This window comes from Micrococcus sp. R8502A1 (genome assembly GCF_006704135.1).
GTDB classification, from domain to species: Bacteria; Actinomycetota; Actinomycetes; order Actinomycetales; family Micrococcaceae; genus Micrococcus; species Micrococcus luteus.
This window is the reverse complement of sequence record NZ_VIGS01000057.1, coordinates 1-13,338: the sequence shown is the minus strand read 5'-3', so window position 1 is coordinate 13,338 and position 13,338 is coordinate 1. Positions and strand designations below refer to the sequence as shown.

The window sequence follows — 13,338 nt, the reverse complement described above, 5'->3', positions numbered from 1 at the left end:
GGACCATTCCCGCTCGCTGACAGGTTCGGCCAGCCACTGGTAGTAGGCCTGACGGGAGAACCCGAGGACCCGGCAGGAGAGTTTCACGGGAATCCCGTCGCGGGCCAGGTCCTTCACGACGGGATAGGTCATTTTGGGGACTGACCCAACTTCAGGTTCGCCTGGGACAGATACGCGGCCGCACGCCGTAGGACCTCGTTCTCCATCTCCAACTCGCGGTTGCGGCGCTTGAGAGCCTTCAGCACCTCGTTCTCAGCCTTGGTGATGCCGGGCCGGATCCCGGCCTCGACATCATCCTGGGCCAGCCAGCGCCGTAGGCAGGACTCGGCGATGCCGAAGTCCTTAGCGACCTGCGCGATCGGCATCTGACCCTTACGGGCGATCGCGACCACGTCCTGGCGGAACTCTCGGGGGTATGCAGCGGGCATGGGGTCATCCTTCCAGCAGTCCCTCCCGGGACCACAGATCAGATGTCAACCAAACTCACGGCAGACCCGGAAGCCAAGGCTGAACGTCGGCGGAAGGTTCTGGTCGGAGCGGGAGCGCTCACCGCCATCGCCGTGGTCGGCGGGCTGGTGACGCTCGCCGTGATTCAGAATCCTCCGCCCCAGGCTCGGGAGGACATTGAGATCGCCGGGCTGCAGACCTTCGAGGGGCTCAGCGCTAACCACGTGAGCACCCCTGTGGACTACGAGCAGTCGCCGCCGGTGGGTGGCGATCATGCCAGCGCCTGGCTCAACTGTGGGGTCTACACCGAACCGGTACCCAACGAGAATGCCGTGCACGCTTTGGAGCACGGTGCCGCCTGGGTCGCCTACGATTCCGAGGCGCTCTCACAGGAGCAAGTCGATGCCCTGCGGACGGCCCTACCGGCCGCCTATGTCGTCCTGGCCCCCTACGAGGGCCTGGATTCGCCCATCGTGCTTTCGGCCTGGCAGGCGCAGGTGGCGGTGGATTCCCCGGAGGATGAACGGATCGAGCAGTTCGTGGCCGAGTACTGGCACTCCCCCGACGCGCCTGAGCCCGGGGCGGCCTGCACCGGCGGCCTCGACGCCCCTGGTCGGATCGCATAAGCGCTCTTCCCGACACCGACCGTCCGGTCCGACAGGATCCACGTTGAGGCGAGCCCTGCTGGTCCTCCCCGTCGGCGTGGTCCTCAGGGCCGTCGGCCGGGCTGAGGGGCGGCTGGTCACACCTGCGTCATCCCTGCCCGTAAAGGAGTCCGCGGGCCTCCGTGGCCGGCGATCTTCACGGAACCTTCAAGGTTGAGCCCTTCACCCGCGTCGGCGGGGCGGTCTACGGTCGATGGCAGGGCGGGCCGGCGAAGGCCGGTGCGTCGGATCAGATCGACGAAGGAGCACATCATGACCCATCACGTGAGCGCCATGCTGGACACCTACCCAAAGAATGTGGGCAACATCGACCGGCAGAAGCTGGCCGAGTGCATCCAGGCCTGCTTCGAGTGCGCCCAGACCTGCACGGCCTGCGCGGACGCCTGCCTGGCCGAGGACATGGTGGCCGACCTGAGGCAGTGCATCCGGTTGAACCTGGACTGCGCCGATGTTTGCGCCGCCACAGGCCGGATGCTGTCCCGGCAGACCGGCAACAACGTCGAGACCACCCGCGCCCTGCTCGAGGCCTGCCGGGCCGCCTGCAAGACGTGCGGGGACGAATGCGAGAGCCACGCCCAGATGCACGAGCACTGCAAGGTGTGTGCCGAGGCCTGCCGCCGGTGTGAGCAGGCCTGCGCGGACCTGCTCGTCACCCTGGGTTGAGCCTGCTGATGACCGTTCCCCCTTGAGGGCGGCCAGTCGTCCATGACGCGCGCAGGGAACCCGGACCACCGTGCTCCCTCGCCGCGGAAGGCTCCCATGGACTCGGAGAAGTATCAGAGGGTCAGGAACGGTGCCGGATTCGTCGCGGCGCTGGACCAGAGCGGGGGCAGCACCCCGGCGGCCTTGCACCTCTACGGGATCGACAAGGATGCCTACTCCGGCCCAGAGGAGATGTTCGACCTGGTACACCAGGTGCGCACACGTATCATCACCAGCCCCAGCTTCGACGGTGAGCGCGTCATGGGGGCCATCCTGTTCGAGAACACAATGAACCGCCAGGTGGAGGGTTCCCCCACGGGCGACTACCTGTGGAACAGCAAAGGCATCGGGGCCCTACCCCCGGATCTTGGACACGGGGTGTGATTACGCAGCCGTCGGCAGCGTAGCGGTGTTGCCGGTCTCGTAGAGGACCGGCGGGACGTAGCGGCACCACGAATGGCGTCGCTTGGTGTTGTAGCGGACGAGCCACCTGAAGACCTGCCGGCGGCAGACCAGTTCGTTGCTCCAGCAGGCGGCGTCTTGGAGAACCTCGCGCTTCATGGTGGCGTTGAACGACTCGGCCAACGCGTTGTCCGCGCTGGACCCGACGGCGCCCATGGACTGGGTGACGCCGAGCTTGCGACAGAGCTTGGCGTAGTCCTTCGAGCAGTAGACCGACCCGTGGTCGCTGTGAAATACGCTGCCCTTGAGGGTGCCCCGGGTTGCGGCGGCGGCCTTCAACGCGTCCTCGACGAGCTCGGTACGCATGTGGTCAGCGATGGCCCACCCGACAAGCCGACGGCTGTAGCAGTCGATCACGGTCGCCAGGTAGAGGTTCGTGCCGTCGGCGATCGGCAGATAGGTGATGTCGCCGACGTAGCGCAGCCCTGGCGCCGGGGCGGTGAAGTCGCGCTTGAGCAGGTCGGGGTACTTCTGGCCAGACGGTTCGGGGATCGTGGTCCGCACCCGCCGCTTCTTCACATAGCCCCGGATTCCTTGCAGCCGCATCACCCTGGCGACGCGCTTGTGGTTTACCCGCTCACCGGCAGGCGCGCTGTCGTTGAGCTCGGCGGTGATCCGTGGCGCACCCTGGGTGTTGTCCTCGGCATGGACAGCCCTGATCCGCTCTGCCAGCGCCGCGTCGTCAGCTGCCCTGGCTTCTCGGGCCGGGGCAGCCTTGAGCCAGGCGTAGTAGGACGAGCGCTCGATCTCGACGAGCTCACACAGTCGCTTCACCTCGAAGGTGGCGGAGTTGTCGGCGACGAACTGGAAGCGACTCACCAGCCCGTCTCCCCAGCGAAATACTTGGCCGCCCGCTGGAGGATCTCCCGCTCGGTGGTCAGCTTCGTCGTCTCGACCTCGAGCTCGTTGACCCGGGCCTCGAGCCGGGCGATCTTCTGCTCAGACGTCTCACCGGCGGGACCCGTAGGGCTTGTCGGCGACGGCTTGGACTGCAGTGGGCTGGAGGTCAATGTCCCGTCAGCGGCGGTCTTCTTGCCGGTCCCGTAGACCTCGAGCCAGTGCCGCAGCGTGCCGCGCACGATGCCGAGATCCTCGGCGATGCCGCGGACCGTGGCGCCCGGGGTGGACTCGTACAAGTCGACGGCCTGACGACGGAACTCCTCGGAGTAGTTCTTCCTGGCCATGATTCCTGGATCATCTCGCTTCCCCAGCAGGTGCTGGATTCAGCGTGTCCAAGAACCGGGGTCAAGCCCCTCGTGCCCTTCCTCAAAATCGACCAGGGCTTGGCCCCGGAACAGCAAGGCGCCCAGCTCATGAAACCCATCCCGCACCTGGATGACTTACTGTCTCGAGCCGTCGAAAAGCACATGTTCGGGACGAAGATGCGCTCGGTCATCAAGCTGCCCGGGGACGGGGTGGACTCCGTCGTGGAGCAGCAGTTCGGGCTCGCCCGTCAGATCCTCGTTACCGGGCTGGTGCCCATCATCGAGCCCGAGGTGGATATCCGCAGCCCCCGCAAGGCCGAGGTGGAGGACCAGCTCAAGGCGGCAATCCTCGCCCAACTGGACAAGCTCGGAGACGACCAGTCGGTCATCCTCAAAGTGACGCTGCCGGAGCGGGCGGACTTCTACCGCGAGTTCGCAGACCATCCCCGAGTGATCCGCGTCCTGGCCCTGTCGGGCGGCTATACCCGGGCCCAGGCCACCACCCTGCTGGCCCGCAACCACGGCGTGATCGCCAGCTTCTCCCGCGCCCTGACCGAAGGGCTGAGTACGGCCCAGAGCCCAGCGCAGTTCAATGCGGTGTTGGATGAGGCCATCAACGCGATCGCGACGGCCTCTCGCACCTGACCGGAGGCCATAGGACCGCTGCGGTAGTCCGCGGCCGCCGAAGCGGTGTCCGACCACCCCCCATTCCTGGGGCCGGGCACCGCCTCAGCGGCGTCTGCCGCGCAGTTCAACGGGCAGCCACCGAGGAGCGCACGAAGTCCTGGCGCACCCCCACGGCGCGGTCGGTGCGCCGGATGGACTCGCCGCCGTCGTCGACGGTTCCGGTGAGGGCCCGGATCGCGTCGATGTTCTCGGGGACGACGATCGCCTGGTTGTCCACCGTGTAGGTGTAGTACAGCTCGTTGCCGTCCACGGTGAGGATGTCTTCCCAGAGGGCCACCTCATACATATCACCCCGGGGCCGGCCCAGGTCCTCCATGAGTTCCACGGTGCTATTGACCGCCACGACGCCGTCCGAGCGCCGGACGAAGGCGATCCGCGGCATCGCCCGGAACGCCTCCAACACCTCCTGCTTCTCGGCCGGGCGGGTGAGCTCGATCGTCCAGTAGTGCAGGTGGTTCTGAGTGTGGGCTCCCTTGGCGGCCATGGTGACCACGTCCAGGTCCGGGACCACCGACTGGGCGTCGGGCCCCTGATGGCTGGGGATTCGGCCCTCGGGGACGATGGTGTTCATGATCCCGGAATGGTCCGATTCCCACGGATCGGTGGCCCGGCGGATAAGCACCCCCCGGGCCTTGGACAGCAGTCCGACGTCCTTCAGCGCGGTAAGGGCCCGGACGGTGGCGGTGGTATTGCAGGACACCACCCGGGTGCTGTCCCGGCCCAGGGCGGTGGCGTAGTTGGCGTGGGCGACGAAGGAGTGGCCGGTGAGATCGTGCTTCTCCCCGCCCTGGAACACGGATTTGACCCCGTGGGCACGGTAGAGCTCCAGGTTGCCGGCGCCCACCTGGGCCGGGGTGCAGTCCACCACGACGTCAACGTTCTCGAGCAGGTCGTGCAGGCCTCCGACGACGGGAAGGCCGGCATCCGCCATCACCGGTAGGGCCTGCTCGGTAGAGGCGTAGACGGGGATACCCTTCCCGGCCGCAGTCGCGATCCGGTAGTCAGCGATGACGTCACTGACTCCGACCAGCGCCATGTCCTCCTGGGCCCGGACCGCGTCGGCGACGCGTTTGCCGATGACCCCGTACCCGTTCACCGCGACCTTGATCTTGTCCTGCATGCTCGTCTCCTTTCCTGGAGGACCCGTTCCGGTTTCGGGGTCTATCGCCAGCCGCGTCTCACCGGATGCCCGCAGCGGACGACGGTGCTCAGAGCTTGTCGAGCATCTGTTGCATTTCGGTGATCTCGGCCTCCTGGTCGGCGATGACCTGCTCGGCGAGCTGCACGGCCTGCGGGTTCTGGCCGTCCTTGGCCTCGTCCTTGGCCATGTCCACGGCGCCCTTGTGGTGGGCGGTCATCTGCTCCAGGTACAACCGGGCGGCCTCGGTGCCCTGGGCCTGGTCGAGGGCGGTCATGTCCTCCTCGGACATCATCCCGGACATCCCGCCGTGGTCCATGCCCTCCATACCGTCCATGCCGTCCGTGTCCACGGGGTCTTGGCCCCAGGCGGTGAGCATGGAGTTCATGCGCTTGATCTCCGGCCCCTGGGCGTCGATGACCTTCTGGGCGAACGCGGCCACCTCCGCCGGGACGTCATCCTTGGCCAGCAGCATCTCGCTCATCTCAACGGCCTGCTGGTGGTGCGGGATCATCATTTGGGCGAACATCACGTCCGCGTCGTTGTGCTCGGCGGAGACCTCCTCAGCCGAACCGGTCGCCGTGGTGGACGGTGTCGCGGTGGCCGTGGCCGCAGGGGTGGCGGCCGGGGCGGAGCTGGTCGCAGTGGCCGAGGCCTCAGCGCCGGCGTTCTCGTCCTGGGCGCCGGTGCCGCAGGCGGTCAAGGTCAGGGCGGAGGCCAGGGCCAGGGCGGTCAGCGTCATGGTGCGTTTCATGGTGGGTCCTTCCATAGTGGGTTGAGGGTTCATATCAGAGTTCGCGCCAAGAGACGCGATCAGGAGGTCGCGGGTTGAAGGGCAGCCTCCGGCCGGGGGGCGCCGAGGGGGGCCAGGTGGCCCGGGTCCAGGTTGATCCGGCGCAGCAGTTGGGCGTTGAGGGCGACCACGATGGTGGAGGCGGACATCAGGATCGCGCCCACCGCGGGGGAGAGCACGAACCCGATCGGGGCGAGCACGCCGGCGGCCAGCGGCACGGCGAGCACGTTGTAGCCGGTGGCCCACACCAGGTTCTGGATCATCTTGGTGTAGCTGGCCTGGGAGAGCTCGATCATCGACAGCACCGCGCGGGGGTCGTTGCTGGCCAGCACAACGCCGGCGGACTCCATGGCCACGTCGGTGCCGGCGCCGATGGCGATGCCGACCTCGGCCCGCGCCAGTGCCGGGGCGTCGTTGACGCCGTCGCCCACCATGGCCACGGACAGTCCCCGGGACTGCAACTCGGTGACCTTGGTGTCCTTGTCCTGGGGGAGGACCTCGGCGAAGACCTCGTCGATGCCCAGGTCCGCCCCGACGGCCTCGGCGACCTGGCGGGCATCGCCGGTGATCATCGCGACCTTGATGCCGCGGGCGTGCAGGGCGGCCACGGCGGCCCGGGACTCGGGGCGGACCTTGTCCTCCACGGCGACCGCGCCGATAACGGACCCCTCGCGCAGCACGTGCAACACCCCGGCCCCGCGCGCGGTCCAGGAGGCGGTGTGCTCAGTGATCTCCGCCGGCATGGTCAGGTTAAGCTCGCGCAGCATGTTCGGGCCCCCGACGAGGATCTCGGAGCCGTCCACGGTGGCGCGCACCCCGCGGCCCATGGCAGCACTGAAGTCCGTGCCGCGCTTGCGCAACGTGCTGGCCTGCGGGTGCTGCCCGGCGGCGGTGACGATGGCCCGGGCCACGGGGTGCTCGCTGTCAGCCTCGGCCGCGGCGGCCACCGCCAGCAGTTCTGCCTCGGACACGCCGGGCATCGCGGTGACGGCGGTGACGACGTGGGCGCCCTCGGTCAGGGTGCCGGTCTTGTCGAACAGGACCACGTCGATGGTGCGCATCCGCTCCAGGGCCATCCGGTCCTTGATCAGGACCCCGGACTTGGCGGCCTTCTCCGTGGAGAGGGCGATCACCAGCGGGATGGCCAGGCCCAGGGCGTGCGGGCAGGCGATGACCAGCACGGTCACGGTGCGGGTGACCGCGTCGGTGGGCTGGCCGATCGCGGTCCACACGATCGCGGTGATGATCGCCGCGACCAGGGCGAACCAGAACAGCAGGGCCGCCGCCCGGTCGGCCAACGCCTGGGCGCGGGAGGAGGATTCCTGGGCGTCGGCGACCATCCGCTGGATCCCGGCCAGGGTCGTGTCGGTCCCGACGGCGGCCACCTTCACCCGCACGGTGTTGTCGGTGGCCACGGTCCCAGCGACCACCGTGTCCCCGGCCTGGCGCAGCACGGGCTTCGACTCCCCGGTGATCATCGCCTCGTCGAACTCCGCGGTGCCCTCGAGGATGGTCCCGTCGGCCGGCACCCGGGCCCCGGCCCGCACTAGCACCACATCGCCCACGGCCAACTCGGTGATCGGCACGGTGATGGTGTCACCGTCCACGACCTTCTCGGCCTCCTCCGGCAGCAGCGCCGCCAGCGCGTCCAAGGCGGAGGAGGCCGCGCCCAGGGCGCGCATCTCCATCCAGTGGCCCAGCAGCATGATGACCACCAGCAGCGCCAGCTCCCACCAGAAGTCCAGCATCAGGTCCCCGATGCCCAGGGTCGTGACCCAGGAGGCGACGAAGGCCACCGTGATGGCCATCGCGATCAGCAGCATCATCCCGGGCTGGCGGGCGCGCAACTCGGTCAGCCCGCCCTTCAGGAAGGGCATGCCGCCATAGAGGTAGATCACGGTGCCCAGCACCGGGGCGATCCACGCCGAGCCCGGGAACTCGGGGACGTGGTAGCCCAGCAGCTGCCCGACCATGTGGCTGAAGAACACCACCGGGATGGAGAGCACCAGTGAGACCCAGAACCGGTTCTTGAACATCGCGGTGGAATGCCCGGCGTGCTGACCGTGGTCGTGGACCTGGTGGTCCTCGTCCAGGGCCGAGTGGGCGTGGCCCTGGGGCATGGCCTGACCGTGGGTGTCGGCGTCCGCGGGGTGGTGGGCGGCATGGTCGGTGTGGTTGGCGTGGCCGACGTGGGGGTTCGGGTCTGGGTGTTCGGCGGTCTGGTCGGTGGGGTGATCGTGGTGGTGCGGGGTGCTCATGGTGTTCCTTCTGCTCGGCGGTCTGTTCGGCGACCGGCTCGGCGGTGGGGCGCCGACCTCGAGGGGATGGGTCGGTTAGATCCGGACGCGGTAGCCGGCCGCTTCGATGGCCGTCCGCACGGAGTCCGCGGAGGCGGGCCCGGTCACGGTGACGGGGGAGGCCCCGCCGGCGACCAGTTCGACCCGGACATCGTCCACCCCGTCCAGGGCGCTCACGGCCTCGGCGACGGAGCCCACGCAGTGTCCGCAGGTCATGCCCTCCACCTGGTAGGTCGCGTCGCCGGCGCTCGTCCCGGTTGGGTCGGCACTCTGGCGCCCGGCGGGGGCGGTGGCGTCGGCGGCTGGGGCGCAGCACGAGCAGCCGTTGGTGGCCCCCGGCAGCGGGGTGCGGGCGGATTCGGTCATGACGGTCTCCTTCAGGTCTGAGGGCGGCGCCGGACGGCGCCTCTCCTCTTGGTATATACCCCCCGGGGGTATCATTCAAGGGGTGGAGCGCCGGTGTTCACGGTGGATAAACGGGTGCGCCGGTAGGTGGGCTGGTCGGGGGGCTGCTTGGTGGGCAGGTCGATGGTGAACGTCGCCCCGGCCGTGGTGGAGGTGGCGCTCAGGGTGCCGCCGTGGGTCTGGATGAGAGCTCGGGAGATGGCCAGGCCGACCCCGGAGCCGCCGTGGTCACGGTCGCGGGCGGTGTCCCCGCGGTAGAAGCGTTCGAAGACGTGCGGCAGGTGCTCGGGAGAGATCCCCTCCCCGGTGTCGGTGACGCTGAGCGTGACCCCGGACGGGCTTTGTCGGGCCTCGAGGGTGACCCGGCCCCCGGCCGGGGTGTGGCGCAGGGCGTTGGTGAGCAGGTTGCCCAGGACCTGGCCTATGCGCTGGCGGTCCACGTCCACGGCCAGGCCCGGATCGGCGTCCATGGTCAGGGCCACGCCCTTGGTGGCGTAGGCCTCCTTGTGGGCCTCGGTCGCGGCATGCAGCAGCCCGCTGACCCCTTGGGGGCTGCGGTCCAGTTCGATCCGGCCCTCCTCGGCGCGGGAGACGTCGTTGATGTCCTCCACCAGCCGGGTCAACCGGGCCAGCTGCTCGCCCATCAGCTCACCGGTGGGCTCGTCCCAGTGGGACACCCCGTCTTGCAGGGCCTCGTGGTAGACGGTCAGCACGGAGACGGGGGTGCGCAGCTCGTGGGCCAGGTCCGAGAGCATCCGTCGCCGGGTGTCCTCGGTGCGCTGAAGCCGTGCGGCCATGGTGTTGAAAGACCCTGCCAGCTCCTCCACCTCGGTGCCGGCGCCCATGGCCGGCACGCGGGTGTCGTACCGTCCACCGGCCATGGCCTTGGCCGCCTGGGTCAGGGCGTTGATCGGACTCTGGATCCGGCGGGCGACATGCCAGGTCAATGCCAGACAACAGATCAAGGCCGTGGCCAGGGCCACGCCCAGGGTCCAGAAATTGGCGTCCCGGTAGGCCTGCTCCACGTGCAGCACCTGGGCTGCATCGTGTCTGGCCCCGGCCTGTTCCAGGTGCTCGTGGAACAGTGGTGGGCCGGCCAGGGAGGCCACCACCACCGCGGCCAGCACGCTGGCCCCCACCACCAGCAGCTGGGCGAGGAAGAACCGGGCCGCTAATCCTTGGTAGCGCCGCCGGCCGGTCATTGCTCCGCCATCCGGTAGCCGACCCCGCGGACGGTGTCGATATAGCGGGCCGGGTCCGTGTCGAGCTTGCGGCGCAGATTCTTGATGTGCACGTCCACGAGCCGTTCATCGCCCACCCAGGCCGGGTCCCAGACGATATCGATCAGCTGGCGCCGGGAGAAGGCCTGGTGCGGGCGCCCCGACAAGGCGGCCAGCAGGTCGAACTCCGTGCGCGTTAGTTGCACCACCTGGCCCGACACGCGGGCCTCGTGGGCGGCCAGGTCGATGACCAGGTCACCGCAGACCCGTTCCGGTTCGGGGGCTGACACCGTTGTGCGCGGCCGGCGCATGACCGCCCCCACCCGGGCGACCAGCTCCCGGACGCTGAAGGGTTTGGTGATGTAGTCATCGGCCCCCACCGCCAATCCCGCCAACCGGTGGTGCTCATCGCCGCGGGCGGTGAGCATCAGCACATAGCACTCGGAGAAGGCCCGCACCCGCCGGCACACCTCGATCCCGTCCAGCCCGGGCAGGCCCAGGTCCAGGACCATCACGTCGGGCTCGTGAACCCGGGCGGCCTGCACTGCGGCCGGGCCGGTGTGGGTGAGGGCCACCTCGTAGCCGGCCCGCTCCAGGTAGGTGGCCACCATGCGCGCCAGCGGCTTCTCGTCATCGACCACCAACACCCGGCCGGCCGCCGGACCAGTCCCAGTGTCAGTCCCAGTGCCAGTGCCAGAGTTCATGGGTCCAGTCTCGCTCTGTCTCGCGCCCCGGCGGCTCAGAACGGTGCCGGGGCGGGGAATCTTCATCGAATCTTCAAGGCAAACCGCCCCATCCCGGCGCGTCACCGGCCAACAATGGTAGAAGCCCCGCCTTTTGGCCCGGGGCGGAAAGGCTCCATGACCCCCCTGACCCGCAGAACCCTGATCGCCGGCGGGCTGACCCTGCTCGGCGCTGGCACCCTCACCGCCTGCGCCGCGCCGAACCCCGCGACATCCCCGGCGGCCGGCACCGGCACGCAGGGCACCGGCACGGCCATCACCCACGTCCATGCCCTCACCCGGGACCCCGAGTCCGGTGAGGTGCTGCTGGCCACCCACCAGGGCCTGTTCCGGCTCCAGGACGGGGAGCTGACCCAGGTCGGTCCGGTCGTGGACTTCATGGGTTTCACCCTGACTCCCGAGGGCCGCTACCTGGCCTCGGGTCACCCCGCGCCGCGCACCGACCTGCCCGAGCCGCTGGGCCTGGCCGAGTCCACCGACCGGGGCCAGAGCTGGACGGTGCTCTCCCGCGGCGGCGCATCCGATTTCCACGCCCTGGCCGCCGGCCCGAACGGGGTCCTCGGCTTCGATGGGCAACTGCGCGCCAGCACCGACGGCCTCACCTGGCAGAGCCTTGAGATCCCCGTCGCCCCGGCATCGCTGGCGATCTCCCCCCAAACCGGGACCGTGCTGGCCACCACCGAAACCGGCATGTTGCGCTCGACCGACCACGGCGCGACCTGGACCACCCTGGACATCCCCCAGCTGATGCACCTGGTCGCCTGGGCCGATGACACCACCGCCGTGGGCGCCGGCACCGAGGGACACCTGCTGACCAGCACCGACGCCGGCGACACCTGGACCGCCAGCGACCGCCCGGTCGGCACGGCCTCCGCCCTGGGCGCCGGCATCACCGACGACGGGCAGACCGAAGCACTGCTGGTCATCGGTTCGACCGTGCTGTCCACCACCGACGGCGGGAACACCACCGAACAGCTGCTGTGACCGGGCCCCACCGCCCCCAGCCGGCCCGGACCCGAACCTCGATCAGCGCAGACGGACAGGAAAGGACAACGCGGATGGCGGCAGGACACCGAAGCACTTCCCGCCACCCCCTGTCCGGCTGGCCCGCCCTGCGAACCGTTCTGGGCACCCTCGCGCTGATCCTGAGCCTGCTCGGGATGCACGCTGGTACGGGCACCAGCGCGGCTTGGGCCGCCACCGGTACGGCCGCCGCCACAACTGTTCATCACCTCGGGCCGGGGGCCATCGGTCCGGCCGGCATGGTGCCCGAGGTCGTGCTCCCGGCCGAGCCTGCCGGGGATGAGGCAGCCGACCCCGGGCTGCCGGTCTGTGCCCTGGAGGCCGTGGACGATACCTGCGCCTCGGCCCTGACCAAGGCACCTGTCGTCTCCCACTTGGCCTCCCGGGCCCTCCTGTCTAGCCCCGGTGGGGGACTGACCGCACCACCCCTGCCCTGGGTTGCCCATTTCCGGCCCCCGTGGACCCTTCACTGGCTCAACTGGCCATCAGCCGCACCTAAAGCCCCCGGCCGCGCCCCACCGGTGAGCGCAAGGTCCGCCAATACCTCCGGGTGACAGCGGCACGCAGCCCAGGTACGCCACCGGCCTCACCCAGCAACTGATCAGCCATGCCCGGCCCCGTCGCGCCCGCCTGCGACACGGGGCCGGATGACGGAAAGAAGAACCGATGACCTCCTCACTGACCACCCGCCGCACCTTCCTGGGCGCCTCCGTCGGGGCCCTGGCGCTGGCCGGGCTGGCCGCCTGCGCCGATCCCGCCATCAGCCCCCAACCGTCAGGGCGCATCCTGCCCACCGACCCGCTGGTCGCCGAGTACGAGAAACGACGCGCCGCCTCGGGCACCACCGTCACCCACCGGCTCTCCGCCGCACCCCTCGAGACCTCCCTCCAGGGTCGGGGCCTGACCACCTGGGGATACAACGACGGCCTCAACGGGCCGCTGCTGCGCGCCCAGACCGGGGATCTGCTCAAGGTCAGCGTCGCCAACGACCTGCCCGAGGACACGAGCGTGCACTGGCACGGGCTGGCCCTGCGCAACGACGCCGACGGAGTCCAGGGGGTGACCCAGGACCCCATCGCCGCCGGAGGACGCTATACGTACGGCTTCCGGCTGTCCCATCCGGGCACGTACTGGTACCACTCCCACTTCGACACCCAGCGCGAACGCGCCCTGTACGGGGCCCTGATCGTCGAGGACCCCAACGAGCCCCTCAGCTACGACCAGGAATGGGTCGTGATCCTGGACGACTGGCTCGACGGGATCACCGGAACACCGCAGGACGTCGTCGAGGAACTCTCCGCCGGGATGGACATGTCCGGCGACATGGAGGGCATGGCCGGCATGGCGGGCATGGACCACGGGTCCATGAGCCAGGACAGCTCCTCGGGCATGCCCATGAAGCACATGCTCATGGGCGCTGAGAGGGGCGTGTCAGATGGTCTGTGTAAGCCGTACCGAGAGGAACGGTAAGAATCATGACCATGACCGACGAGAAGAACCCAGGCGAGCCCTCGGGCCAGGACCTGGTCGAGCAGCTGAAAGCCTCAGGGC

At 69.2% G+C, this 13,338-nt stretch carries 14 protein-coding genes; 6 read left to right on the top strand and 8 right to left on the bottom strand.

The window, feature by feature from the left end; genetic code table 11:
* Positions 1 to 128 precede the first annotated feature (128 nt).
* The gene (locus FLM69_RS09675; RefSeq protein WP_141844050.1) at positions 129 to 428 is read right to left on the bottom strand and encodes a transposase; all 300 of its coding nucleotides are present in this window, start codon (positions 426 to 428) and stop codon (positions 129 to 131) included.
* A 42-nt stretch (positions 429 to 470) separates the two neighbouring features.
* Between FLM69_RS09675 and FLM69_RS09670 the strand changes: the two genes are divergently transcribed.
* The 3 genes from FLM69_RS09670 (at position 471) to FLM69_RS09660 (ending at position 2,198) form a co-directional block, all read left to right on the top strand.
* Positions 471 to 1,073 (top strand): DUF3105 domain-containing protein, encoded by a 603-nt coding sequence (locus FLM69_RS09670; protein WP_036384887.1) that lies wholly within the window; start codon positions 471 to 473, stop codon positions 1,071 to 1,073.
* A gap of 291 nt (positions 1,074 to 1,364) precedes the next feature.
* Positions 1,365 to 1,775, top strand: coding sequence for a four-helix bundle copper-binding protein (locus tag FLM69_RS09665; RefSeq protein WP_002854316.1), 411 nt, complete (start codon positions 1,365 to 1,367; stop codon positions 1,773 to 1,775).
* Positions 1,776 to 1,871: 96 nt separating this feature from the next.
* On the top strand, positions 1,872 to 2,198 hold the full coding sequence (locus tag FLM69_RS09660) for a hypothetical protein (protein ID WP_255502802.1): 327 nt from the start codon (positions 1,872 to 1,874) through the stop codon (positions 2,196 to 2,198).
* Here FLM69_RS09660 and FLM69_RS09655 read toward each other — a convergent pair.
* A protein-coding gene (locus tag FLM69_RS09655; RefSeq protein ID WP_141844048.1) for an IS3 family transposase occupies positions 2,199 to 3,460 on the bottom strand; the annotation gives its coding sequence in 2 pieces (ribosomal slippage) (positions 2,199 to 3,109 and positions 3,109 to 3,460; 1,263 coding nt in all). It lies immediately after the preceding gene.
* 129 nt (positions 3,461 to 3,589) lie between these two features.
* On the opposite strand from FLM69_RS09655, the gene FLM69_RS09650 reads away from it, so the two are divergent.
* Entirely contained in the window at positions 3,590 to 4,126 is a 537-nt protein-coding gene (locus tag FLM69_RS09650) for a hypothetical protein (RefSeq protein ID WP_255502801.1), read from the top strand.
* A 106-nt stretch (positions 4,127 to 4,232) separates the two neighbouring features.
* Here FLM69_RS09650 and FLM69_RS09645 read toward each other — a convergent pair whose 3' ends face one another.
* The 6 genes from FLM69_RS09645 to FLM69_RS09620 form a co-directional block, all read right to left on the bottom strand.
* Positions 4,233 to 5,288, bottom strand: coding sequence for a type II glyceraldehyde-3-phosphate dehydrogenase (locus FLM69_RS09645; protein WP_060775538.1), 1,056 nt, complete (start codon positions 5,286 to 5,288; stop codon positions 4,233 to 4,235).
* Between the two features lie 88 nt (positions 5,289 to 5,376).
* On the bottom strand, positions 5,377 to 6,060 hold the full coding sequence (locus FLM69_RS09640) for a DUF305 domain-containing protein (protein WP_002854313.1): 684 nt from the start codon (positions 6,058 to 6,060) through the stop codon (positions 5,377 to 5,379).
* A gap of 59 nt (positions 6,061 to 6,119) precedes the next feature.
* Positions 6,120 to 8,357 carry a copper-translocating P-type ATPase gene (locus FLM69_RS09635; protein WP_141844046.1) on the bottom strand — a complete coding sequence of 746 codons (2,238 nt, stop codon included), beginning with the start codon at positions 8,355 to 8,357 and terminating at the stop codon, positions 6,120 to 6,122.
* A gap of 75 nt (positions 8,358 to 8,432) precedes the next feature.
* Complete coding sequence (locus tag FLM69_RS09630; protein ID WP_060775536.1) at positions 8,433 to 8,762, bottom strand: heavy-metal-associated domain-containing protein; 330 nt, start codon at positions 8,760 to 8,762, stop codon at positions 8,433 to 8,435.
* Between the two features lie 71 nt (positions 8,763 to 8,833).
* Positions 8,834 to 10,003 (bottom strand): cell wall metabolism sensor histidine kinase WalK, encoded by a 1,170-nt coding sequence (locus tag FLM69_RS09625; RefSeq protein WP_141844044.1) that lies wholly within the window; start codon positions 10,001 to 10,003, stop codon positions 8,834 to 8,836.
* On the bottom strand, positions 10,000 to 10,725 hold the full coding sequence (locus FLM69_RS09620; protein ID WP_141844042.1) for a response regulator transcription factor: 726 nt from the start codon (positions 10,723 to 10,725) through the stop codon (positions 10,000 to 10,002). The genes FLM69_RS09625 and FLM69_RS09620 overlap by 4 nt, the downstream gene beginning before the upstream one ends.
* A 156-nt stretch (positions 10,726 to 10,881) precedes the next feature.
* Here FLM69_RS09620 and FLM69_RS09615 point away from each other — a divergent pair, with 156 nt between their 5' ends.
* Positions 10,882 to 11,748 (top strand): F510_1955 family glycosylhydrolase, encoded by an 867-nt coding sequence (locus FLM69_RS09615; RefSeq protein ID WP_141844041.1) that lies wholly within the window; start codon positions 10,882 to 10,884, stop codon positions 11,746 to 11,748.
* A 705-nt stretch (positions 11,749 to 12,453) separates the two neighbouring features.
* Positions 12,454 to 13,257: a multicopper oxidase domain-containing protein gene (locus tag FLM69_RS09610; protein ID WP_255502800.1), complete on the top strand. Its 804-nt coding sequence runs from the start codon at positions 12,454 to 12,456 to the stop codon at positions 13,255 to 13,257.
* The last annotated feature ends 81 nt before the right edge of the window (positions 13,258 to 13,338 follow it).

Coding starts and splice junctions, on each gene's coding strand:
- FLM69_RS09675 (WP_141844050.1), bottom strand. CDS start 428: ATGCCCGCTGCATACCCCCGAGAGTTCCGCCAGGACGTGGTCGCGATC.
- FLM69_RS09670 (WP_036384887.1), top strand. CDS start 471: ATGTCAACCAAACTCACGGCAGACCCGGAAGCCAAGGCTGAACGTCGG.
- FLM69_RS09665 (WP_002854316.1), top strand. CDS start 1,365: ATGACCCATCACGTGAGCGCCATGCTGGACACCTACCCAAAGAATGTG.
- FLM69_RS09660 (WP_255502802.1), top strand. CDS start 1,872: ATGGACTCGGAGAAGTATCAGAGGGTCAGGAACGGTGCCGGATTCGTC.
- FLM69_RS09650 (WP_255502801.1), top strand. CDS start 3,590: ATGAAACCCATCCCGCACCTGGATGACTTACTGTCTCGAGCCGTCGAA.
- FLM69_RS09645 (WP_060775538.1), bottom strand. CDS start 5,288: ATGCAGGACAAGATCAAGGTCGCGGTGAACGGGTACGGGGTCATCGGC.
- FLM69_RS09640 (WP_002854313.1), bottom strand. CDS start 6,060: ATGAAACGCACCATGACGCTGACCGCCCTGGCCCTGGCCTCCGCCCTG.
- FLM69_RS09635 (WP_141844046.1), bottom strand. CDS start 8,357: ATGAGCACCCCGCACCACCACGATCACCCCACCGACCAGACCGCCGAA.
- FLM69_RS09630 (WP_060775536.1), bottom strand. CDS start 8,762: ATGACCGAATCCGCCCGCACCCCGCTGCCGGGGGCCACCAACGGCTGC.
- FLM69_RS09625 (WP_141844044.1), bottom strand. CDS start 10,003: ATGACCGGCCGGCGGCGCTACCAAGGATTAGCGGCCCGGTTCTTCCTC.
- FLM69_RS09620 (WP_141844042.1), bottom strand. CDS start 10,725: ATGAACTCTGGCACTGGCACTGGGACTGACACTGGGACTGGTCCGGCG.
- FLM69_RS09615 (WP_141844041.1), top strand. CDS start 10,882: ATGACCCCCCTGACCCGCAGAACCCTGATCGCCGGCGGGCTGACCCTG.
- FLM69_RS09610 (WP_255502800.1), top strand. CDS start 12,454: ATGACCTCCTCACTGACCACCCGCCGCACCTTCCTGGGCGCCTCCGTC.